Source organism: Brevundimonas sp. MEB006b, from assembly GCF_030209705.1.
Classification (GTDB): Bacteria; Pseudomonadota; Alphaproteobacteria; order Caulobacterales; family Caulobacteraceae; genus Brevundimonas.
Map to the genome: position 1 here is coordinate 246,766 of NZ_JARVRL010000001.1, position 20,552 is coordinate 267,317.

At 65.9% G+C, this 20,552-nt stretch carries 21 protein-coding genes and 1 pseudogene; 17 read left to right on the forward strand and 5 right to left on the reverse strand.

Annotation, left to right across the window (positions count from 1 at the left end):
* Positions 1-156 precede the first annotated feature (156 nt).
* From QRN13_RS01190 to QRN13_RS01230, 9 genes and pseudogenes are all read left to right on the forward strand, one after another.
* On the forward strand, positions 157-333 hold the full coding sequence (locus QRN13_RS01190; protein WP_284876515.1) for a Flp family type IVb pilin: 177 nt from the start codon (positions 157-159) through the stop codon (positions 331-333).
* Positions 334-432: 99 nt separating this feature from the next.
* The gene (locus QRN13_RS01195) at positions 433-951 is read left to right on the forward strand and encodes an A24 family peptidase (protein ID WP_284876516.1); all 519 of its coding nucleotides are present in this window, start codon (positions 433-435) and stop codon (positions 949-951) included.
* Positions 952-1,069: 118 nt separating this feature from the next.
* A complete protein-coding gene (cpaB, locus tag QRN13_RS01200; protein ID WP_066627464.1) occupies positions 1,070-1,987 on the forward strand; it encodes a Flp pilus assembly protein CpaB in 918 nt (305 codons plus the stop codon).
* Positions 1,988-1,998: 11 nt separating this feature from the next.
* Positions 1,999-3,405, forward strand: a complete 1,407-nt coding sequence (locus tag QRN13_RS01205) for a type II and III secretion system protein family protein (RefSeq protein ID WP_284876517.1) — start codon at positions 1,999-2,001, stop codon at positions 3,403-3,405.
* Positions 3,406-3,412: 7 nt separating this feature from the next.
* Positions 3,413-4,090 (forward strand): CpaD family pilus assembly protein, encoded by a 678-nt coding sequence (locus QRN13_RS01210; protein ID WP_284876518.1) that lies wholly within the window; start codon positions 3,413-3,415, stop codon positions 4,088-4,090.
* Between the two features lie 4 nt (positions 4,091-4,094).
* A complete protein-coding gene (locus tag QRN13_RS01215) occupies positions 4,095-5,651 on the forward strand; it encodes a CpaE/TadZ family protein (RefSeq protein WP_284876519.1) in 1,557 nt (518 codons plus the stop codon).
* A 172-nt stretch (positions 5,652-5,823) separates the two neighbouring features.
* Positions 5,824-7,322 (forward strand): annotated as a pseudogene (locus QRN13_RS01220) (TadA family conjugal transfer-associated ATPase).
* A 4-nt stretch (positions 7,323-7,326) separates the two neighbouring features.
* A complete protein-coding gene (locus tag QRN13_RS01225) occupies positions 7,327-8,304 on the forward strand; it encodes a type II secretion system F family protein (RefSeq protein ID WP_284876521.1) in 978 nt (325 codons plus the stop codon).
* A gap of 10 nt (positions 8,305-8,314) precedes the next feature.
* Complete coding sequence (locus QRN13_RS01230) at positions 8,315-9,295, forward strand: type II secretion system F family protein (RefSeq protein ID WP_284876522.1); 981 nt, start codon at positions 8,315-8,317, stop codon at positions 9,293-9,295.
* Here the strand turns inward: QRN13_RS01230 and QRN13_RS01235 are convergent.
* Positions 9,292-9,726 carry an SRPBCC family protein gene (locus QRN13_RS01235; protein ID WP_284876523.1) on the reverse strand — a complete coding sequence of 145 codons (435 nt, stop codon included), beginning with the start codon at positions 9,724-9,726 and terminating at the stop codon, positions 9,292-9,294. The genes QRN13_RS01230 and QRN13_RS01235 overlap by 4 nt on opposite strands.
* Positions 9,727-9,772: 46 nt before the next feature.
* Positions 9,773-10,129, reverse strand: a complete 357-nt coding sequence (locus tag QRN13_RS01240) for a hypothetical protein (protein ID WP_284876524.1) — start codon at positions 10,127-10,129, stop codon at positions 9,773-9,775.
* A 90-nt stretch (positions 10,130-10,219) separates the two neighbouring features.
* On the opposite strand from QRN13_RS01240, the gene QRN13_RS01245 reads away from it, so the two are divergent.
* Together QRN13_RS01245 and QRN13_RS01250 are read left to right on the forward strand one after the other, a co-directional pair.
* Positions 10,220-11,521: an amidohydrolase gene (locus QRN13_RS01245; RefSeq protein WP_284876525.1), complete on the forward strand. Its 1,302-nt coding sequence runs from the start codon at positions 10,220-10,222 to the stop codon at positions 11,519-11,521.
* Positions 11,522-11,529: 8 nt separating this feature from the next.
* The gene (locus QRN13_RS01250; protein ID WP_284876526.1) at positions 11,530-12,408 is read left to right on the forward strand and encodes a CPBP family glutamic-type intramembrane protease; all 879 of its coding nucleotides are present in this window, start codon (positions 11,530-11,532) and stop codon (positions 12,406-12,408) included.
* A gap of 38 nt (positions 12,409-12,446) precedes the next feature.
* Here the strand turns inward: QRN13_RS01250 and dapE are convergent, their stop codons facing one another.
* The gene (dapE, locus tag QRN13_RS01255; RefSeq protein ID WP_284876527.1) at positions 12,447-13,643 is read right to left on the reverse strand and encodes a succinyl-diaminopimelate desuccinylase; all 1,197 of its coding nucleotides are present in this window, start codon (positions 13,641-13,643) and stop codon (positions 12,447-12,449) included.
* 42 nt (positions 13,644-13,685) lie between these two features.
* Between dapE and QRN13_RS01260 the strand changes: the two genes are divergently transcribed.
* Both QRN13_RS01260 and QRN13_RS01265 read left to right on the forward strand, forming a co-directional pair.
* Entirely contained in the window at positions 13,686-14,162 is a 477-nt protein-coding gene (locus QRN13_RS01260; protein WP_284876528.1) for a cupin domain-containing protein, read from the forward strand.
* An 11-nt stretch (positions 14,163-14,173) separates the two neighbouring features.
* Entirely contained in the window at positions 14,174-15,463 is a 1,290-nt protein-coding gene (locus QRN13_RS01265) for an MFS transporter (RefSeq protein ID WP_502868566.1), read from the forward strand.
* A 162-nt stretch (positions 15,464-15,625) separates the two neighbouring features.
* Here the strand turns inward: QRN13_RS01265 and QRN13_RS01270 are convergent, their stop codons facing one another.
* Positions 15,626-16,651, reverse strand: a complete 1,026-nt coding sequence (locus QRN13_RS01270) for a 2'-deoxycytidine 5'-triphosphate deaminase (protein WP_045810652.1) — start codon at positions 16,649-16,651, stop codon at positions 15,626-15,628.
* An 81-nt stretch (positions 16,652-16,732) separates the two neighbouring features.
* Here QRN13_RS01270 and apaG point away from each other — a divergent pair, with 81 nt between their 5' ends.
* Positions 16,733-17,140 carry a Co2+/Mg2+ efflux facilitator ApaG/CorD gene (gene apaG / locus QRN13_RS01275; RefSeq protein ID WP_271042496.1) on the forward strand — a complete coding sequence of 136 codons (408 nt, stop codon included), beginning with the start codon at positions 16,733-16,735 and terminating at the stop codon, positions 17,138-17,140.
* 215 nt (positions 17,141-17,355) lie between these two features.
* On the opposite strand, the gene gcrA is transcribed toward apaG, so the two are convergent.
* The gene (gene gcrA, locus QRN13_RS01280; RefSeq protein WP_091750679.1) at positions 17,356-17,892 is read right to left on the reverse strand and encodes a cell cycle sigma 70 cofactor GcrA; all 537 of its coding nucleotides are present in this window, start codon (positions 17,890-17,892) and stop codon (positions 17,356-17,358) included.
* A 230-nt stretch (positions 17,893-18,122) separates the two neighbouring features.
* Between gcrA and QRN13_RS01285 the strand changes: the two genes are divergently transcribed.
* The 3 genes from QRN13_RS01285 to QRN13_RS01295 are packed head-to-tail and all read left to right on the forward strand — an operon-like array spanning position 18,123 to position 20,515.
* A complete protein-coding gene (locus QRN13_RS01285; protein ID WP_045810698.1) occupies positions 18,123-18,953 on the forward strand; it encodes an ABC transporter permease in 831 nt (276 codons plus the stop codon).
* A gap of 42 nt (positions 18,954-18,995) precedes the next feature.
* A complete protein-coding gene (locus tag QRN13_RS01290; RefSeq protein ID WP_284876530.1) occupies positions 18,996-19,994 on the forward strand; it encodes a M28 family metallopeptidase in 999 nt (332 codons plus the stop codon).
* Positions 19,991-20,515, forward strand: coding sequence for a YcxB family protein (locus QRN13_RS01295; protein WP_284876531.1), 525 nt, complete (start codon positions 19,991-19,993; stop codon positions 20,513-20,515). The genes QRN13_RS01290 and QRN13_RS01295 overlap by 4 nt, the downstream gene beginning before the upstream one ends.
* Positions 20,516-20,552: the final 37 nt, after the last annotated feature.

The window sequence follows — 20,552 nt, forward strand, 5'->3', positions numbered from 1 at the left end:
GTATGAGAATCTTCTTTGGTAAATCTGCGCGTAACCAAACCTCGTGACTTAGATTTAACGGGCCTCGTGCATTTTGATCCTGCGTTTGGGGGTCAAGCGGGCTACCGGCTCCCCCCGCCAAGTTGCTCGCTAGACCATTTGAAAAAGGAACTACCCATGACCAAGTTCATCTCGCGCTTCGTCAAAGACGAATCGGGCGCCACCGCCATCGAATACGGCCTGATCGCCGCCCTGATCGCCGTCGCGCTGATCACGGTTCTCGGCACCATGAGCACCAGCCTGAAGAACACCTTCACGAAGGTTTCGACCTCGCTGAACACCGCCAACACCTAAGTCTAACGACTGTGTTGCAGGGAAGGGCCGGAGCGAAAGCTCCGGCCCTTTTCGCATGCGGAAACCCAAACTTAAGTCCTGCTGGGCGAGAGTGTCGCCATGGATATTCTGCTGCTCACCCTGCTCGGCGTCTTTCCGGCCCTGGTCGTCGTCGGGGGTCTGCACGACCTGATCACCATGAAGATCCCGAACTGGATCTCGTTGGCCCTGATCGGCGCCTTTTTCCCCATCGCCTTTCTTATCGGCGCCGCGCCGATGGATGTCGCCATCCATGTCGGCATCGGGTTCGCGGCCTTGCTGGTCGGCATGGGCATGTTCGCCGCCGGCTGGATCGGTGGCGGCGACGCCAAGCTGCTGGCCGCCAGCTGTCTGTGGATGGGGATGAGCGGCGTCGCGCCGTTCTTGATCTACACCGGCATTGCGGGCGGCGCCTTCTGCCTGCTCCTGATGACCGCCCGTCAGTATTTTCCGATGGTCGCCCCTTCGGTGTCGCAAGTCTGGGTCATCAATCTGATGCAGCCCAAGGGCGACATTCCTTACGGCGTCGCCATTGCCATCGGCGCCTTGCTGGCCCTGCCCGAGAGCGGGCTTCTGCTGACCTTCGCCTCGGGTCGCTGACACCCCGTTGACCGGCGTTCACGGCGCTTAGGAAGCGTTAACCCGCAGGGCCCATGATCGTTAACGGTAGGCGTCGGGGGATGAATCCGAAACAGAGCGCCTGCTGGAGACATCCTGGATGAAGCCCGCCCGCATCGTCGTCATCTGCATCGCCGCCGTCTCGGCCATCGGCCTAGCCCTGGTGGTCCGGGCCATGGGGTCGTCATCTAACGAGCCCACGACACCCGCCGCCGCCGCTCCCGTCGAAGTCCGCCCGATGGCCAAGGTGCTGGTAGCCGCCAAGGATCTGGAACCCGGCAAGCGTCTGGTGGAAGCTGACCTGGAATGGAAAGATTGGCCCGTCGATGAGGTCAATCCCGTCTTCATCACCGATGGCTCCACCCCGGTTCCGGCCAAGCCCGCTGCGGAAAGCGCGGCAGAGAAGGCGACGGACGCCGTGAACCGCGTGACCAAGGCGGCGACGGAACTGGCCACGACCGGCGCCAAGTCCGACTACATCGGCTCGGTGGTCCGCGAACCCATTCTGGCCGGAGAGCCGATCGTGTCGCGCAAGATCGTGCGCGCCGGCGACAGCGGCTATCTGGCCGCCTATCTGGAGCCCGGAATGCGGGCCATGGCCATCGCCGTGACGGTCGAATCTGCGGCCGGCGGCTTCATCCTGCCGGGCGACCGCGTCGATGTGGTGCTGACCGCCGAAACCAACCGCGACGGCGCCGTCGAGGGCGCGACCAAGTCCAAGTTCGCCTCGGGCGTCGTGCTACAGAACATCAAGGTCCTGGCCATCGACCAGGCGACCCGCGTCGGCGACGACGCCCAGGCCGTCGTGGGCGCCACCGCGACCCTGGAAGTCCGACCGCAGGACTCAGTTCTGCTGGCCCAGGCCAAGTCCGAGGGCGAACTGTCGCTGTCGCTGCGATCGTATGCCGACACCGCCGGACCATCCGGCGCCACACGCCGCCCTGTCGCGGCCGTTTCCCAACCCCAGGCCGTGCGCATCTATCGCGGCGGCGCGCCCGAAGTGGTGGCCGTGCCATGAGAACTCAACCGATGCGCCGACCCACGATGCGCAAGGCCGCCGCCGCAGCCTGCGCCCTTCTGGCCACCTTGGCCGCCGCGCCTGCCGGCGTCGCCCAAACCCGCGCCGCCGTCTCGACGGGTGCGGCGCAGCGCTTGATCAACCTGCCGCGCGGCACCTCGTTCGCGGTGGATTTGCCGGCCGACGCCCGCGACGTGATCGTCTCCAATCCGCAGGTGGCCGAGGCCATGCTGCACTCGCCGCGCCGCATCACCGTCATCGGCATCGCGCCGGGTGAAACAGACGCCGTCTTCTTGGACGCGGCAGGCCGCACCATCCTGAGTCTGCGGGTCCGGGTGGACGCCGGCACCAGCGCGCTTCAGGACACTCTGGATCGCATGATCCCCGGCGGTCAGGTCAAGGCGGAGGCCGTCAACGACAGCATCATCCTGACCGGCGTGGCGGAAAATCCCGGACAATCGACTCAGGCCAGCCGCATCGCGGCCGCCTTCGTCTCGGCGCCCGAAAAGGTTCTCAACCTGATCACCGTCCCAGGATCCGATCAGGTGACCCTGAAGGTCCGCGTGGTCGAGGTTCAACGCAACGTCATCAAGCAGTTGGGTTTCGACACCCTGGCCGTTGCGGGGCAACTGACCGACACGCGGTGGTTGCTGCGCTACGCGCCGACCTGGGGGATAAATGGGTCGCAGCTAGGAGGCATCAGCGCCGGTGCGGCGACGCAAGATCCGACCTCGGGCGGACTTCAGCAGGGCCTCGCCACCGTGCAAGCCTTCGAACGTGTCGGTCTGCTGCGCACACTGGCTGAACCGAACCTCACCTCTGTCAACGGTGAGGCCGCAAGCTTTCTGGCCGGCGGTGAATTCCCCGTTCCGGCCAGCCGTGATGCTGAAGGCCAGATCACCGTCCAGTACAAGCCATATGGCGTGGGCCTGTCCTTCCGTCCCGTCGTTCTGTCGGGCGGCCGCATCAGCCTTCAGGTCAAGGTCGAGGTGTCCGAACTGTCGTCGCAGGGCGGCTTGACGATCGGCGCCGGAACGGCTTCGTCGATAACCCTGCCGGGCCTGACGGTTCGCCGCAGCGAGAACACCATCGAAATCCCCTCGGGCGGATCGATGATGATTGCTGGCCTGCTGCAGGAAAACAGCCGTCAGGCGATCGACTCTCTGCCGGGCGTCACAAATCTGCCGGTTCTGGGTCAGTTGTTCCGGTCGCGCGATTATCTGATGGGCGAGACCGAACTGGTCGTCATCGTCGAACCCTATATCGTCAGCCCGACCTCGCCGTCACGGATGCAGACGCCTGCGGACGGCCTGCGGATCGCCAGCGACAGCCAGACCATCCTCTTTGGCCAGTTGAACCAAGTCTACGGGTTGCCGAACGCGCCCCCCGCCGGTTCGGTCGGCTATGTGATCGAGTGAGCGCATCATGAACCGCACCCCGATTGTCGCCCTTCTCACCACCACGGCTCTGGCGCTGGGCGCCTGCGTCGGCGGGCCGGCCAGCCTAGGCGGAGAGCCGCCTTTGACGCCGACCTCGCGTTATCAGTTGCAAGTCGAACCGGACCTGGATCGCATCGCGCTCGCGGTTCACGACACCGGATTGTCCGCTGCGCAGAATGATGCGCTGCGGGCGCTGGTCGCACGCTACAGCTATGTCGACGCCGTTCCGATGGTGATCGAGGCGCCGGCGGGGAACGACGCCGTCGCACTGAAGACGGCCTATGACGTCAAATCAGCCCTAGCTGCTTTCGGCGTCTCGCCAGATCGGATCAACCTGGTCAGCTACGCGGCGCCGGACCCCCGCGCGCCGGTCGTGGTCGGCTATCAGACAATCCGGGCCGCCGTGCCCCAGTGCGGCGCGGTCTGGGGCAATCTCGGCCGTTCCGGCGACAACCAGTCAGCGTCGAACTTCGGATGCGCGGTCACGGCCAACCTCGCCGCCCAGATCGAGGATCCGCGCGATATCCAGAGACCCCGCGCAATGACGCCGAGCGACGCAGGGCGCCGTACGGTCGTGGTTGACCTGTATCGCGCGGGCAAGCCGACGTCCGCTGAACCCGAAACGCTGATCAGGGATACCGCCATTTCCAAGGCGGTGAACTAAGCCCATGACCACAGCCCCCGCATCCCACGAGTTCAATACGTTCGACGATGTGTTCGACGTGGACATGGAGTTCGCGCCGCCCATCGACGACAGCGAGGTCGATCACGCGAGAACGCCTCTGCAGTTTACCGCCGCTCCGTCGGCGGCGCCGCCGCAGCAGCCGGCGCCAGTCCCCGCCGCGCCCAATGGGTCTTTCCAAGCCGCCGGATTCAATCCTGTCGGTGATGTGGTCGCCCAGGCGCAAGCCAGTCTGGTGGAAACGGGTCTTGCCTTCGCCGGTCTAGCCCCCGCCAGCAACATCGGCGAAGTGTCAGTGCCGCGCATCGCCATCCATGTCTTCGCCGAGCGCCAGGACACCCTCGCCTCGGCCGAGCGTGCGGCCCAGGACCGTCGCCTGTCGCGCGCCACGACCCAGATCCGTGTCGGCGGCGTCGCTGCGGCCGTCGAGACCTATCAGCACGAGCCGACACCTCCGCTGATCATCGTCGAGTGCCTGAAAGATCCCCAGACCCTGCTGTGGGAAGTCGATCAGCTGGCCGAGGTCTGCGACGCCGGCACCAAGGTTGTGGTGATCGGTGCGACGAACGACATCATCCTGTTCCGCGAGCTGATGCGGCGCGGGGTCAGTGAATATCTGGTCGCGCCCTTGCAGCCGCTGCAACTGATCGCGGCTATCGGCGGCCTGTTCAACGACCCGGCTCAGCCTTTCGTCGGTCGCACCATCGCCTTCGTCGGCGCGCGGGGCGGGGCGGGGGCCTCGGCCGTGGCGCACAACACCGCCTATGCGATTTCCGAGCGGATCGGCGCCAATACGGTGATCGTTGACTATGACCTGCCGTTCGGCACCGCCGGCCTGGATTTCAACCAGGATCCGCTGAACGGCGTGGCCGACGCACTGGGCCAACCCGACCGGCTGGATTCGACGTTGCTGGACCGGATGATGGTCCGCTGCACCGACAAGCTGAGCCTGTTTGCGGCGCCCGCCAGCCTGGATACGGACTGGGACATCTCGACCGAGGCGTTCGAGGAGGTCACCAATCAGATCCGCGCCACGGCGCCCTTCGTCGTGCTGGACCTTCCGCACCTGTGGTCGCCGTGGATGCGCCGCACCCTGATCAGCGCTGACGAGGTGGTGGTCGTGGCGACGCCGGACCTGGCGTCCCTGCGCAACGCCAAGAACATGATCGACCTGATCCGTCAGGGCCGCCCCAATGACGCGCCGCCGCGCCTGGTGTTGAACCAGGTCGGCGTGCCGGGACGCCCCGAAATTCCGGCCAAGGACTTCGGCGCGGCGCTCGGGGTGCACCCCAGCCTGATCATTCCGTTCGACGCCAAGACCTTTGGCGCGGCCGCCAACAACGGCCAGATGATCCTGGACGCCGGCGCGAAGACCAAGTCGGCCGAAGCCTTCCAGACCTTGGCCCAGATCGTGTCGCGCCGCGAACTGCCGATGGTGGCGGGCCCCAAGGCCAAGCCGGCAAAGGCTGGCAAGGCGGAGAAGGCCAAGCCGGCCGATGGGGCGTCGAAATCCTTGTTCGCCAATATGTTCAAGAAGCGCTGACGCATGTTCGGCAAACGCACAGGTCAACCGGGCGCCGCCCCTGCGCCCCTGCGGCCGGCTCCGGCCCCCGCTGCGGCATCCGCGCCCGGCGGCGAACCTGTGTCCGTGTTCAGCATGCAGGCGGCCGCCGCCCCGATGGCGGCGACAAGCAAGACGCCGGCCTACGCCTTTGCTGACGAGGAACTGGAGCCGGCGGCCGACGCCTTCGACCGCGCGTCCGCGCCGACCCAGCCCGCGCCGGCCGATCGTCTGGACGCCCTGGCTTCGCGTCCCAAGCCCAAGCCGGCTCCTGAGGCACCGCGTCCCACCGGCAATGTCGCCGGCACGGGCCCGAAGGCCACGGCGGGTCTTGAGCAGCTGAAGAAGGCCCAGGCGGTCGCCGAGATCGTCCGGGAACAGAGCGACTACTATCATGCCACGAAGACGACGATCTTCAACGCGTTGATGAACACCATCGACCTGGCCCAGCTGGCGCATCTGGACCAGAAGGCGGCGTCGGAAGAGATCCGCGACATCGTCGCCGAACTGGTGGCGATCAAGAACGTCTCCATGTCGGTCGCCGAGCAGGAGCATCTGGTTCAGGACATCGTCAACGACGTCCTGGGCTATGGTCCGCTGGAGCCGCTGCTGAGCCGCGACGACATCGCCGACATCATGGTCAATGGTGCGGGCCGCGTCTTCATCGAGGTCGCGGGTAAGGTCCAGCTGACTAATGTCCGTTTCCGCGACAATACCCAGCTGATGAACATCTGCCAGCGGATCGTGAGCCAGGTCGGCCGCCGCGTGGACGAAAGCAGCCCCATCTGCGACGCCCGCTTGCCGGACGGTTCTCGCGTCAACGTCATTGCTCCGCCGCTGGCCATCGACGGTCCGACGCTGACGATCCGGAAGTTCAAGAAGGACAAGCTGACGATGAAGAATCTGGTGGAGTACGCCTCCATCAGTCCCGAGGGCGCGCGCGTTCTCGGCGTCATCGGCGCCTCGCGATGCAATCTGGTCATCTCGGGCGGCACCGGATCGGGCAAGACGACCCTGCTGAACACCCTGACGGCCTTCATCGACCCGACCGAGCGCGTCATCACCTGCGAGGACGCCGCCGAACTGCAACTGCAGCAGCCGCACGTCGTCCGTCTGGAAACCCGCCCGCCGAACCTGGAAGGCCAGGGCACGATCACGATGCGGGACCTGGTCAAGAACTGCTTGCGGATGCGTCCCGAGCGGATCATCGTCGGCGAGGTGCGCGGACCCGAGGCGTTCGACCTGTTGCAGGCCATGAACACGGGCCACGATGGCTCGATGGGCACGCTGCACGCCAACAGCCCGCGCGAAGCCATCAGCCGGATGGAGTCCATGATCACCATGGGCGGCTACGGCCTGCCGTCCAAGACGATCCGCGAGATGATCGTCGGCTCGGTCGACGTCATTATCCAAGCCGCCCGTCTGCGCGACGGCTCGCGCCGCATCACTCACATCACCGAGGTCGTGGGCCTGGAAGGTGATGTGATCGTGACGCAGGACCTGTTCGTCTACGACATCACTGGCGAGGACGAGAACGGCAAGATCATCGGCCGTCACCGCTCGACCGGCATCGCCCGTCCGCGCTTCTGGGACCGCGCGCGCTATTACGGGCTAGAGCGAGAACTGGCCGACGCTCTGGACGCGGCGGAGTAGGACGATGCTTCCAATTCTAGCCGCCGTTCTGGCCTTCATCACCATAGGCGGCCTGGGTTGGGTCTTCGTCGGGGGAGACAATTCCTCGGCCCAGGCGGTCAAGCGCGCCCAAAGTCTGGGCGAACCCAAAAAGAGCGCTGCGCTCGCCCGCAAGGCGGCCGCCGCCAATACGCCAGAGGCGCGCCGCAAGCAGATTCTGGTTCAGTTGCAGGACGCCGACCGGCGCGAGCGCAAGGCGCGCACAACCCTGGCGGCCCGCCTGAAACAGGCCGGCCTGAGTTTGAGCGTCCGCACCTTCTACATCATCTCGGCGCTGGTCGGGCTGGTGACTGGCTTAGGCGCGCTGATCTTCGGACTGCCGATCCTGGTGGTGCTAGGGATCGCCTTGATTTTCGGCCTGGGACTGCCGCGCTGGGTCGTGGGCTTCCTCGGCAAATCGCGGATGAAGAAGTTCTCGCTTGAGTTTCCCAACGCCGTCGACGTGATCGTGCGCGGCATCAAGTCGGGCCTGCCGGTCCACGAATGTTTCAAGATCATCGCCCGCGAGAGCCCTGCTCCGTTGGGGCCGGAGTTTCAGACGCTGGTCGAGGGGTTGGGCGTTGGCCTGACTCTGGAGCAGGCGCTGGAGAAGATGTACGGCCGGATGCCGACGTCCGAACTGCGCTTCTTCACCATCGTCATCGCGATCCAGCAGAAGACCGGTGGCAACCTGGCCGAGGCGCTGGGCAATCTGTCGGCCGTGCTGCGCGCCCGTCGCATGATGGGCGAGAAGATCAAGGCGTTGTCGTCCGAAGCGCTGGCTTCGGCCGGCATCATCGCCTCTCTGCCGCCGGCGGTCATGACAATGGTCATGTTCACCACCCCCTCCTACATGATGCCGCTGTTCACCGATTTCCGCGGTAACTTCATGCTTCTGATGGCGGCGCTGCTGATGGCGACCGGCATCTTCGTGATGAAACGCATGATCTCGTTCAAGTTCTGAGGCCGGGATCATGGAAAACTTCATCCGTTTCATCACCGATCCGCAGAACCTGCTCAGCATCGGCGTGGGTGTGCTGGTCTTCGCCACGGTCGTCACCCTTTTGTCGTCAATGACGGGCGGCGTTGCGCTGGACAAGCGGATGAAGGCCGTCGCCGAACGCCGTGACGACCTGAAACGCCGGTCACGCGCGAACATGGCCGGCGGTCAGGGGGCGCTGCGTCACACCGACGACGGGTTCAAGAAGCGGATCGTGGATCGGCTGAACCTCAGCAAGCTGCTGGAAGATCCCAAGGTCGCGGGTCAGATGGTGCAGGCGGGCTATCGCGGGCCGCGTCCGCTGACGACCTTCTACTTCTTCCGTTTCACCTCGCCCTTCATCTTCATGATCGTAGCGGCCTTCTACCTTTTCGTGATCAAGGTCGTGGACTGGCCCACGATGAACAAGGTGACGGCGACCATGGCGGCGGCGGTTGCGGGTTTCTATGCGCCGAACCTCTATCTCAAGAACCGGATCGACAAGCGCCGCGCCTCGATCATGCAGGCCTTTCCGGATGCGCTGGACCTGTTGCTGATCTGTGTCGAGGCGGGCATGTCAATCGAGGCGGCGATCGCCAAGGTCAGCCAGGAGATGGGGCCGTCGTCGATCGATCTGGCCGAGGAGCTTTCGCTACTGTCGGCGGAGTTGAGCTATCTGCCCGACCGTCGCATGGCCTACGAAAATCTGGGCAAGCGCACCAACCATCCGGGCGTGAAGTCGGTCGCGACCGCCATGACGCAGGCCGAAACCTACGGCACGCCGCTGGCCACCGCTTTGCGTGTGATGGCGAAGGAAAATCGCGATTTGCGGATGTCCGCCGCAGAGAAGAAGGCCTCGGCCCTGCCGGCCAAACTGACTGTGCCCATGATCCTGTTCTTCCTGCCGGTCCTGTTCATCGTCATCCTGGGGCCGGCGATCTTGAACGTCATCGATATGATGAAGGACGGGCGTTAGGCGCGCTCCGCCGCCGCCTTCAGCCCCTCGGCGGCGCTTTCCAGCGCCTTCTTCATCGCCGGGCGGTGCTTGTCATGGAACAGCTCGCCGCGAATGCCTGAAAAGCGGATGCCGATGGCGACGATGCAGTTGCCGGGCGCCAACTCCTCGATCTGGATATAGCGCAGGCTTTGGAACAGGAAGCCGCGCCGTTCGGCCCAGACCAGCCGAGCGCGCGGTTGCCATTCCACCACCTGGGCGGCCGACTGGCGCTCTGCCATGTCCGGCCACGCCTCGGTCATGGTCAGACGGCCGCCATAGGCGATGGCGCCCTCGACGTCCTTGTCGATCGGGTTCCAGGCGCCCCAGCCAGACAGGTCCGCGACCAGATCCCAGATGCGGTCCGAGGTCGCCTGAACGCCGACGCGTTTTTCGATGCGAGTGTCATCCATGGTTTCGCTCTGACACGGCTGGCCGCCGGAAGAAAGGCGCCGAGCCTCAGTCGGCCGCTTCGATCCGCTTCAACCGCCGTCCGTCGTCCAGCGCCAGCCGCGTTTTGACCTCGAACAGATCGGCGCCGGCCGGAATGATCAGCAGCTTCTTGGGCTGGGCCGTGTTGACGGCGACGACGGCGCCCTTTGGACAGATGTCGAAACAGTCGGCGCCGACGACCGTCAGCTCGCCCTTGCGACCCTGTTTGCCCTTCTTCAGGTGCAGATATTTTCGCAGCGCCTTCTTCAACGTCAGATCGCCGCCGGGGCCGAAGCCGCCGTCCAGCTTCTTGGAGCATTTGCGGCAGACTAGAACGACGTCGCGCCATTCGGTCTTTGCGCTCTTGAAGGCCTTCTCACCCATGCGGACAGAAATCGCCGTTCGCGACGGCTTGCACAAGCGGGTGCGGCGCCGTCACCTGTCGTCGGGCTGAAAATTTCACGGGACCTTCACATGCGCCGATTGTTCGCCGCCTCCACACTGGCGCTGTTGCTCGCCGCCGGCGCCGCTCAGGCTCAGGTCGATACGGCCAGCGTGGACGCCGCCGTGCAGCGCGTCATGCCCGAGGTCGTCGCCTGGCGGCGCGACTTCCACCAGCATCCCGAACTGGGCTTCGCCGAGACCCGTTCGGCCGGGGTGATCGCCGACCATCTGCGGTCGCTGGGGCTGGAGGTCCGCACCGGGGTCGGCAAGACGGGGGTGATCGGCATCCTGCGCGGCGCCCGGCCGGGTCGGGCCGTGGCCCTGCGCGCCGACATGGACGCCCTGCCTGTGCAGGAGGCGACCGGCCTCGACTTCGCCTCGAGCGCGACGGGGACCTATATGGGCAATACGGTGCCGGTGGCCCACGCCTGCGGCCACGACATGCATATGGCCATGCTGATGGGCGCGGCCGAGGTGCTGGCGGGGATGAAGGACCGAATCAGCGGCACGGTGGTCTTCGTCTTCCAGCCGGCCGAGGAGGGCGCGCCTCCGGGAGAGCCGAAGGGCGGGGCGGCCCTGATGATCGCCGAAGGGGCGCTGAACGATCCCAAGCCCGAGGCCATCTTCGGCCTGCACGTCGTGCCGGGCCGTCCGGGCAGCGTCTTCTATCGGCCCGAGGGGTTCATGGCCGCCTCCGACCGCGTGGATATCCGCCTGAAGGGCAAGCAGACCCACGGCGCCTGGCCCTGGCGTGGCATCGACGTGATCGCGGTGGCGGGCCAGGTGGTCGAGACGGTCAACACCCTGACGGCACGCACGGTCGATCCGACTACGACCCCGACCGTCTTCACCATCGCCACGATCAACGCCGGCGTCCGCTACAACATCATCCCCGACAGCGCGACGCTGTCGGGCACCTTGCGCACCTTCGACACGGCCCAGCGCGACGCCCTGGTCGCCCGCGCCGAGACCGCCATCGACCATGTCGCCGAGGCCTACGGCGCCACCGCCGAGTTCGGCGTCAAACAGAACGCCGCCCTGGTCTTCAACGACCCCGACCTGTCCGCCTGGCTGGCCCCGGTTTTGACCGAGGCGGCGGGCGAGGGCAACGTCAACCCCGCCACACCCCCGACCACGGTGGCCGAGGACTTCAGCTATTTCCAGCAGGTCATCCCCGGCGTCTTCTACCACTTGGGGGCCAGTCCCGACGGCGTCGATCCCGCGACCTCCGCGCCCAACCACTCGCCGGAGTTTTCGCCGAACGAGAAGGTGCTGCCGCTGGGCGTGAAGACGCATGTGCTGACGGCGTTGCGGTTCCTGGAGCGGAGCTAGGCGCTCTCATGATTGCGCGTAGGTTGTCTTTGGCGTTCGCTGTCGCGCTGGCGATATTGAGCTACTGGGTGATGGTATCAGCTCCGGGCGTCGTCGATCCGGAATTCGCCAGCACCATCTATGTGTTCTTTGCACTAACCCTGACCGTCATCTTCGGACTGAAATTTCTGGCGCTGCGTTTCGCCACGGCGGGTTCACATATCTATTGGGGCTCAGGTTCAGGCTCTCAACAGGTCGGGCGGATCGCACTCCTGATCGCAACAGCGCTCACCATCCATCTGTGCGTGGGTTGGCTGTTTGACCTTCAGGGGCGCCTTGATGAAACGGCGGGCGTCGTCGGTCTTATTGTGTGGACGACGATTCCGGCAGTTTTTCTGATTTTCGGTCTTGTGAAGTGGCCGGTGCGACTGAAATCCGCGTCCAAGGCCAGGCTCGTCGCCGTAGGCGCAGCATCATTCGGCACTGCGGTGGCCATAAGCTATTTGAAGTTCGCCAATGCACCGGAAGAATACAGCATTCCGCCACTCAACGATCTTTTGATCCAGCTTGCGGGATTGGTCGGTGCCGCTGCCGCAGAAGAAGTCGTATTTCGAATTCTGCTGCTGACGGCATTGCTAAGTCTGACGCGCTCTCGGTTCAACGCGGTCTTTCTGTCGAGCGTGTTTTTCGGACTGACTCACGCGCCGCTTGCTCTTATGCATCCCGTTGTACACGCGGATTGGCCGATGCTGGCATATGCAGCCCAAAGCTATTTGCCGGAGTTCCTGATGCAGACGCTGTTTGGATTGTTCTTGGGGGTCGTCTGGCTGCGAACTGGCTCAATCGTCCTCATTGTCGCAACTCATGCCATAATGAATGTAGGTCCGAGTATGCTTAGCGGCTTTTGATTGTCGGCGCTGGCGGTAAATGCCTGGCGGCCACACCGTCAGGCTTTCTGCATTCGCTCGAACACCGTCTCGATCACCCGGCGATAGACCGCCGTCAGCGTCTCCAGCTCCGCCGTCGGCACGCGTTCGTCGATCTGGTGCATGGTCTGGCCGACCAGGCCCAGTTCCAGCACCGGGCACAGGGCGCGGATGAAGCGGGCGTCGGAGGTGCCGCCGGTGGTGGAGGCTTCGGGGCGGCGGCCCGCCACGGCCTCGACCGCGTCCTGAACCGCCTCCACGAAGGCGCCCGGCTCGGTCAGGAAGGCCTCGCCCGAGCACAGGTGCTCCAGGGTGATCTGAAGTCCGGTCTCGGCCTGCATGGCCCCGGCCTCGCGGTTCAGCCAGTCGATCAGGGCGTCGCCGGTATGGCTGGGGTTGAAGCGGATGTTCAGCCGCGCCGTCGCCTGGGCCGGGATGATGTTGGTCGCCGGATTGCCGATGTCGATGGTGGTGATTTCGAGGTTGGACGGGGGGAAGTTCTCGTAGCCTTCATCCAGAACGTGGTCGTTCAGGCGGGCCATCAGCTTCGCGATCACCGGGGCCGGGTTGGCGGCGCGCTCGGGATAGGCGACGTGGCCCTGTTTGCCTTGGACGGTGATCCAGGTGTTCAACGAGCCGCGCCGCCCGACCTTGATCATGTCGCCCAGCTGTTGCGACGAGGAGGGTTCGCCGACCACGCAGGCGTCGATGACCTCGCCCTCGGCGGCCAGGGCCTCGACCACCCGTTTGGTGCCGTGCAGGGCGGGGCCTTCCTCGTCGCCGGTGATCAGGAAGGAGAGCGAGCCGGCGGGCTCGCCCTCAGCCAGCACCTGGGACACGGCGGCGACCCAGGCGGCGATCCCGCCCTTCATGTCCACCGCGCCGCGACCGTACAGGACGCCGTCCTTGACCTCGGCGTTGAAGGGTTGCGACGACCACTGATCCGACGGGCCGGTCGGGACCACATCCGTATGACCGGCGAAACTGAGGTTGGGCGAGGCGGTCCCGCGCCGCGCATACAGGTTCTCGATCCGCGCATGGACGCCCTCGCCGCCCGGTCCCTCGAAGGCCAGGCGGCGGCAGGTGAAGCCCAGCGCCGTCAGATGCCGCTCCAGCACATCCATCGCCCCTTCGTCGGCGGGGGTGACGGACGGAATGCGGATCAGGTCGCGGGTCAGTTCGACAGGATCGATAACGGGAGTTGATGCGCGGCTCATGCGGCTATGCTTTACGGAAATCGTGCGGAGGCGAGAAGGCCCATGCCCAAGATCGACATCGACACCGCGCCGACGACGAACGGCACCACCTATCCCGAGGAATACGCCGGCCCGTGCAAGCCGCGTCGCCGCTGGCGGCTGGGCGATGCGGCGGGGTTGAGCCAGTTCGGCGTCAATCTGCTGCGCCTGCCCGACGGCGCCTGGTCCAGCCAGCGCCACTGGCACGCCGAAGAAGACGAGTTCGTCATGGTGGTCGAGGGCGAGGTGGTGCTGATCGAGGACGATGGCGAGACGGTTCTGCGCGCCGGCGACTGCGCCGGGTTCAAGGCCGGCGTGCCGAACGGCCATAAGCTGGAGAACCGATCCGGCCGCGAGGCGGTTCTGCTGGAAGTCGGCACGCGCAGCCCGACGATCACCCCCGCCGACTATCCCGACATCGACATGGTGCTGCACGCCGGCGTCGACGGCTATTTCCACCGCGACGGCTCGCCCTATCCGAAATACCCAAGAAGAACGTGACCACAGAATCCATCGCTGCCGGCCCCGCCGCCCCGCCCGTTCCGCCGTCTCCGTCATCTGGGGGGCCAGAAGGCCCGTCCAGCCCGTGGGGCATTCGCGACTTCCGCCTGTTGTGGTTCGGGCGTGTGGTGGCGGTGCTGGCGATCCAGATCCAGTCGTCGGCCCTGTTGTGGCAGGTCTATGAGATCGCCCGGCGGGATCATCCGATCGAGGAGGCCAGCCTGTATCTGGGGCTGGTCGGGCTGTGTCAGTTCCTGCCGCTCTTGGCCTTCACCCTACCCGCCGGGGCGATGGCGGATCGGCGCGACAGGAAGCGCACGGTGTGGATCTCGATCCTGGTCGAGGCGGCCTGTGCGGGATCGTTTCTGGCCATGGCCCTGCATGGAAACCCGCCGCTGTGGGGTCTGTTGGCGGTCGCGGCCCTGTTCGGCGCGGCGCGGGCGTTTCTGGCGCCGGCCAGCCAGGCCTTCCTGCCGATGGTGGTGGGGCGCAAGGCCCTGCCGCCGGCCATCGCGGCCCAGTCCATCGCCTTTCAGACCGGCGCCATCGCCGGCCCTGCCCTGGGCGGGGTGATCGTGGGGGTGAACGTGCCCCTGGCCTATGCGGTGTCGCTGGGCATGTTCCTGTTGGCCGTCGCGGCCTTCATCCTGATCCGCACCAGCGGGAGACCTGCGCCCCAGGCCAATCCGCTGTCGCCGGTGGATTCGGTCAAGGAGGGTCTGGCCTATGTGTGGAAGACCAAGATCGTGCTGGGCGCCATTTCGCTGGATCTGGTGGTGGTGCTGCTGGCGGGCTTGGCCCTGCTGACGCCGATCTTCGCGCGCGACATCCTGCATGTCGGACCGCAAGGGTTCGGCCTGTTGCGTGCGTCGTTCGGCGTGGGGGCCATGGTCATGGCCATCTATCTGAGCCGCTATCCGATCCGTCAGAACGGCGGGCGCTGGATGTTCGCGGCGGTGGCGGTGTTCGGCCTGTGCACCATCACCTTCGGCCTGTCGCGCATCGTCTGGCTGTCGGGCCTGGCGCTGTTCATTGGCGGGGCGGCGGACATGATCAGCGTCAATGTGCGCCAGACCCTGATCCAGCTGGCCACGCCCGATCACATGCGCGGCCGGGTGTCGTCGGTGTCCATGCTGTTCATCGGCGCCTCGAACGAACTGGGCGAGGCCTATTCCGGCGTCATGGTCCGGCTGCTGGGCGCGGTCGGCGCGGCGGTATTCGGCGGGTTCGGCGCCCTGGCCGCGACCGGGGCCTGGGCGACGATGTTCCCGGGGCTGAGGAAGGCGGACAAGCTGACGTAACGATCGCGTCTCCTCCCAACAAAGTGGGGAGGGGGCGGCGCAGCGGTGGAGGGGCTCTTAAAGTCCCGCAGGCTCTAGCGATGCGGTAAAAAGCCCCTCCGTCTCTCCGCTGCGCGACGAGCCACCTCCCCATCAGATGGGGAGGAGACGGTCAGGACTGCCTCACCACGCCTTGAAATGCTTCGACAGCTTCAGGCCCTGGTTCTGGTAGTGGCTGCCGCTTTCGCCATACAGGCGGCTGGGGCGTTCGGTCAGGGGTTCATAGACCAAGCGGGCGACGATCTGGCCGTGTTCCAGCAGGAACGGCGTGTCGTGGGTGCGGACTTCCAAGACGCCTTTCGAGCCCGCGCCATGCGCCTCGTCGGTGCCGAAGCCGGGGTCGAAGAAGCCGGCGTAGTGGACGCGGAACTCACCGACCGACGGATCGATGGGCGTCATTTCTGCGGCCTGATCGACCGGGATTTCGACGTCGTCGGACGAGGCCAGGATGTAGAACTCGCCCGGATCCAGCAGCAGTTCGCCACGGCGCAGGCTCAGCGGCTCCCAGAAGTCGCGGGGGTCGTGGCCGTCGATATGGTCCAGATCGACCACGCCCGCATGGCGACGCCCGCGGAAGCCGACGATGTCGCCACCCTGCAGGTCGACGCCGACCGAGCGGGTCTCCAGCTTGGGCGGATCGCCGGCCTTGAGCCGCAACTGGTTCAGGCGCGTGCCGGGACGGACCAGGATGGAGAAGGTCTGGGGCGCGACCTCCATATAAAGGGGGCCGTCATAGCCTTCGGCGACGTCATCGAAGCTGGCGCCCTGATCGGTCAGCAGACGCACGAAGACATCGACGCGGCCGGTCGAGCTTTTCGGATTGGCGCGGGCGATCAACCCTTTCGGCAGTTTCAGCCGCTCCTGAAGGCGCACGATATAGACGCAGCCCTTTTCCAGCACGACGCCCGCCTCGGTGATCTCGATGGCGTGCATGGCCACGTCGGCGATGCGGTCCTCGACCTTGCGCCGGCCGGGCAGGAAGGAGGCGCGCACGCGCCAGGCCTGATCCGACAGCCTCAGGTCCAGGCTGGCCGGCTGAACCTGGTCGTGATCGAAGGGCGTGTCGGACGTGACGGCGCCGGCGGCGATCAGCGTCTCGATGGACTGGGCGGGCAGGATGCCGGGACGGGGCGCTTGGAAGGAGCTCATGGCGTCTGTCTCACACGGTTTTCACGACTTGTCTCCAAGTCGCGCTTGCAGCCCGCGCGCGGCGGGGCGAGCATATAGCCCATGCACGATGGTCCTGCCTATACCGCCGAGACGAACGGCATCCTGATCCGGGTGCGGCCCAGCTATCTGGCGGGCCAGTCGGATCCCGACGAAGGCCGCTGGGTCTGGGCCTACCAGATCGAGATCGTGAACCTGACGGGTTCAACGGTCCAGTTGATGGCGCGTCGCTGGACCATCACCGACGGCCAAGGCCATGTCGAAGAGGTGCGCGGTCCCGGCGTGGTCGGCGAACAGCCCGTGATCGAGCCGGGCGGCAGCTACGCCTACGCCTCGGGCTGTCCGCTGGGCACCGACAGCGGCTCGATGGTGGGCGCCTATTATATGACGGATGCGGATGGGCGCAGTTTCGAGGCGCAGATTCCGGCGTTCTCGCTGGATACGCCGGATGCGCGGCGGGTGCTGAACTGATCCAAGGGCGGATGGGGCTGCGTCAACCCGGATGAACCGCAGCCCCGCCCCTGAAGTCTCGCCGGCCGCTTGCGCGAACCGGCGAGGGGGAAGTCGGCTCCATAAGGAGCATCTTTTTGGCGCTACGTTCGCGACGCGGTCGCTCACGACTTGAGCGCAGTCGTGCGCCCTGCGCGAAACGCCGCGCTCAAGTCGCGCGAAGCGCGGTAGCGCCCTTAGATGTAACGACGCAGGCTGCGGGCCAGGTCGGAGCCGCTTTCCTTGGAGCCGCGACGGACTTGCGGCTGGTAGGCGACGCGGGCGTGTTCAACGCAATAGACGCCTTCCGACGAGCGGCGGCCGCAGAAGCTGAACTCGCGCGACGACGGGTCGCCGATCGGCCATTTGCACATGTGGGCGCCCAGGGTCATCACGGTCGCCGTGCCCGGCAGGTCCGGGATCGGGGCGGGGACAGGCCCGGCGGGTTCGACCGGCTTGGGCTGGACGGCTTCCAGTCGGCGCGGAGCCGAAGGTTGCTGCGCCGGAGCGGCCGGCGCCGGGCGCGGACGCGCGGTGCGGAAGGTCGCGGCGACGGTGCGCGCCGGCTGCGACGGGGCGGCCCGGCCCGACAGGCCCAGACGGTGCACCTTGCCGATCACGGCGTTGCGGGTGACCCCGCCGCCCAGTTGTTTGGCGATCTGGCTCGCGGACTGGCCCTCAAGCCAGAGCTTCTTTAGCGCGCCTACGCGGTCGTCGGTCCAGCCTGCGGTCATGCCACCCTCCAGCGAGTTTGGATTCAATATCTAGGTCCAGGCTCCCCCTCCGGGGTCTTGACCTACAACTAATCGTAAACCAGCCGTTAAGAGACGCAAGATGTGCGAATCATCCTGTCCACAGAAACCAGATATTGAATCATCGTTAAGGTTAAGGCGGCGCCGTCGTTTTCAGGACCATCTCGCCTGATCTCTTGCGAAGCGCGGCGGTCGAGCGCATCTGGCGGGCCATGACCGATACGCCCGATCTGATCTCCACCCGGCCTGCCGGCCTGCCGCAGCCGCGTCGCTATCCGGGGATCAACTGGATCGGGGTGCAGACCCTGTATCTGCGCGAGGTGCGTCGCTTCTGGAAGGTGGGCGCCCAGACGGTGGCGGCGCCGGTGGTCACGACGCTGCTCTATATGCTGGTGTTCGTGGTGGCGCTTCAGAACGCGCGGCCGCCGCTGCACGGCACACCGTTTGCGCTGTTCGTCGCGCCCGGCCTGATCATGATGGCCATGTTGAACAACGCCTTCGCCAACGCCTCGTCCAGCCTGATCCAGGCCAAGATCATGGGTACCGCGACTGACTTCCTGACCCCGCCGCTCAGCCCGCTCGAGCTGACGCTGGGCTTTACGCTGGGCGCCGCGACGCGCGGTCTGGCGGTCGGTCTGGTGACGGCGATCTGCGTGCTGCCGTTCGCGCCGCTGGGCATCGCCAACATCTTCGCCATCGTCTGGTTCGCCCTGGCCGCCTGCTTCATCATGGGCATGACCGGGGTGCTGGCGGGGCTGTGGAGCGAGAAGTTCGACCACCTGTCGGCGGTCCAGAACTTCATTGTCATGCCGATGACCTTCCTGTCGGGGACCTTCTATCTGGTCGAGAACCTGCCCGAGCCGTTCCGGGCGCTGAGCCGCTACAACCCCTTCTTCTATCTGATCGACGGCTTCCGTTACGGCTTCATCGGCCATGCCGAGAGCAATCTGACGGTCGGCGTCATAGGGTCGGCCGTGCTGATGGCCGTCATGGGCGTTGTCTGCTGGCTGGTGTTCCGCTCGGGCTGGCGTCTTAAGAGCTAGATCGCTACCTGTTGCGGATCGCTCCCCCGAGAGGTCCGCTTCATGCTGTTTCGTTCGCTCGTCGCCGCCACGGCCCTGTTCGCCGCTGTACCCGCCTTCGCTCAGGAAGCGACGCCCCAGGCCGGCGACCGCCCCGACATCGCCGCCGGCGCCGCCCAGTTCATCAAGCCCACCAACGCCGAGCGGACCCAGGTCCTGGTCGGTTTCCTGACGACGCTGGGCTTCACGCCCGAAATCCAGACCTTCGAGGGCGGCAACCAAGCCACCGGTCCGATGGAAGGCGCCAATGTCGTCGTGACGGTCGGTCAGGGCGACAAGGACATTGTGGTGACCGCCCACTATGACGCGGTGAAGCTGCGCGACGGGACGCTGTCGCAGGGCATCGTCGACAACGTCGGCTCGGTCATGGCGATGATGGAGGCGGCCAAGACGCTGGACATGGCGCTGGAAGGCCAGCCGGTCGCCCACCGCTTCTTCTTCGTCTTCACCGACCAGGAAGAGCTGGGCCTTCTGGGCGCCAAGGCCTTCCTTGAGAAACACGGCAAGGACCGGATCGCCGCCGTCATCAACGCCGATGTCGCCGCCTATGGTCAGACGGTCATGTATGGCGAGAACAATGGGCCGCAATCGGCCTTCGTGCTGGAGACGCTGCGCGGCCTGTGCGCCGAACGCGGCTTCGACTGCATGCCCTATCCGACCTATCCGCCCAGCGACGACCGCGCCTTCTCGGCCGCGGGCGTGCCCGTGGTGTCGATGGGTACTCAAGATGCGGTCGGCGCCCACCAGATGTGGCTGGCCTTCAACGGCGGCAAGGACAACGGCCTGAAGGAGGGCTTTGTCCCGCCCGTCTTCCAGCGCATCCACTCGACCGAGGACAAGCTGTCGTATCTGAAGGGCGTCGACGTCGCCCGCTTCGGCCTGTTCATCGCCGACCTGGGCTTGGCGCTGGACAAGAAGCTGGTCGAAATCCAGGCCAAGGACGCAGCGGTCGCCGCCGAAACCGCACCGGCGGCCCCGGCCACGACGCCCGGCGGCGAGTGACGGCGGTCATCGAGGTTCGCGGCGTCCAGCCGACGCCGAAGGAAGGTCGGGCGGCCGTCAAGGCGTGGCCCGTCGTCCGGCGCTGGGCGAACCTGCCCGTGTTGTTTCTGGGCGGCGCCATGCTGGCGACCATCGCTGTCTGCCTCGGCCTGCCCCTGGAGCGGACCGGCTGGATCGTCGGCCTGCAGTTGGTCGGGCTGTACGGCTTTATCGGGCTGTCGGTCCTGGCGCATTACAGGGTCATGGCGGCGGCGCGCCGGTCGCCGATCGCGCAGAGGCCAACCGACTGGCGCATCGATGACAGCGGTCTGGCGCTGTCGGGGGCGGATTTCGACACCCGCATCGGCTGGCGCAATCTGGTCGCGGTGGTGGAGGAGAAGGATCGCCTGATCTTCGCAGCCTCGCCCAACACCAACTTCATCCTGCCCTTGCGCGTGCTGGACACGGATCAACGGCAGGCGTTGCGCGTCTTGATCGCCGATGTGCGAGCGCGGGGCGTCCGTGGCGCCGGTGTTGACTAAGACCCTCGCGCGTCCGACAACGCCTGACCGTATTGAT

Excerpts from the sequence above, each read along its gene's own strand:
- QRN13_RS01190 (WP_284876515.1), top strand. The coding sequence starts at position 157 with ATGACCAAGTTCATCTCGCGCTTCGTCAAAGACGAATCGGGCGCCACC.
- QRN13_RS01195 (WP_284876516.1), top strand. The coding sequence starts at position 433 with ATGGATATTCTGCTGCTCACCCTGCTCGGCGTCTTTCCGGCCCTGGTC.
- cpaB (WP_066627464.1), top strand. The coding sequence starts at position 1,070 with ATGAAGCCCGCCCGCATCGTCGTCATCTGCATCGCCGCCGTCTCGGCC.
- QRN13_RS01205 (WP_284876517.1), top strand. The coding sequence starts at position 1,999 with ATGCGCCGACCCACGATGCGCAAGGCCGCCGCCGCAGCCTGCGCCCTT.
- QRN13_RS01210 (WP_284876518.1), top strand. The coding sequence starts at position 3,413 with ATGAACCGCACCCCGATTGTCGCCCTTCTCACCACCACGGCTCTGGCG.
- QRN13_RS01215 (WP_284876519.1), top strand. The coding sequence starts at position 4,095 with ATGACCACAGCCCCCGCATCCCACGAGTTCAATACGTTCGACGATGTG.
- QRN13_RS01225 (WP_284876521.1), top strand. The coding sequence starts at position 7,327 with ATGCTTCCAATTCTAGCCGCCGTTCTGGCCTTCATCACCATAGGCGGC.
- QRN13_RS01230 (WP_284876522.1), top strand. The coding sequence starts at position 8,315 with ATGGAAAACTTCATCCGTTTCATCACCGATCCGCAGAACCTGCTCAGC.
- QRN13_RS01235 (WP_284876523.1), bottom strand. The coding sequence starts at position 9,726 with ATGGATGACACTCGCATCGAAAAACGCGTCGGCGTTCAGGCGACCTCG.
- QRN13_RS01240 (WP_284876524.1), bottom strand. The coding sequence starts at position 10,129 with ATGGGTGAGAAGGCCTTCAAGAGCGCAAAGACCGAATGGCGCGACGTC.
- QRN13_RS01245 (WP_284876525.1), top strand. The coding sequence starts at position 10,220 with ATGCGCCGATTGTTCGCCGCCTCCACACTGGCGCTGTTGCTCGCCGCC.
- QRN13_RS01250 (WP_284876526.1), top strand. The coding sequence starts at position 11,530 with ATGATTGCGCGTAGGTTGTCTTTGGCGTTCGCTGTCGCGCTGGCGATA.
- dapE (WP_284876527.1), bottom strand. The coding sequence starts at position 13,643 with ATGAGCCGCGCATCAACTCCCGTTATCGATCCTGTCGAACTGACCCGC.
- QRN13_RS01260 (WP_284876528.1), top strand. The coding sequence starts at position 13,686 with ATGCCCAAGATCGACATCGACACCGCGCCGACGACGAACGGCACCACC.
- QRN13_RS01270 (WP_045810652.1), bottom strand. The coding sequence starts at position 16,651 with ATGAGCTCCTTCCAAGCGCCCCGTCCCGGCATCCTGCCCGCCCAGTCC.
- apaG (WP_271042496.1), top strand. The coding sequence starts at position 16,733 with ATGCACGATGGTCCTGCCTATACCGCCGAGACGAACGGCATCCTGATC.
- gcrA (WP_091750679.1), bottom strand. The coding sequence starts at position 17,892 with ATGACCGCAGGCTGGACCGACGACCGCGTAGGCGCGCTAAAGAAGCTC.
- QRN13_RS01285 (WP_045810698.1), top strand. The coding sequence starts at position 18,123 with ATGACCGATACGCCCGATCTGATCTCCACCCGGCCTGCCGGCCTGCCG.
- QRN13_RS01290 (WP_284876530.1), top strand. The coding sequence starts at position 18,996 with ATGCTGTTTCGTTCGCTCGTCGCCGCCACGGCCCTGTTCGCCGCTGTA.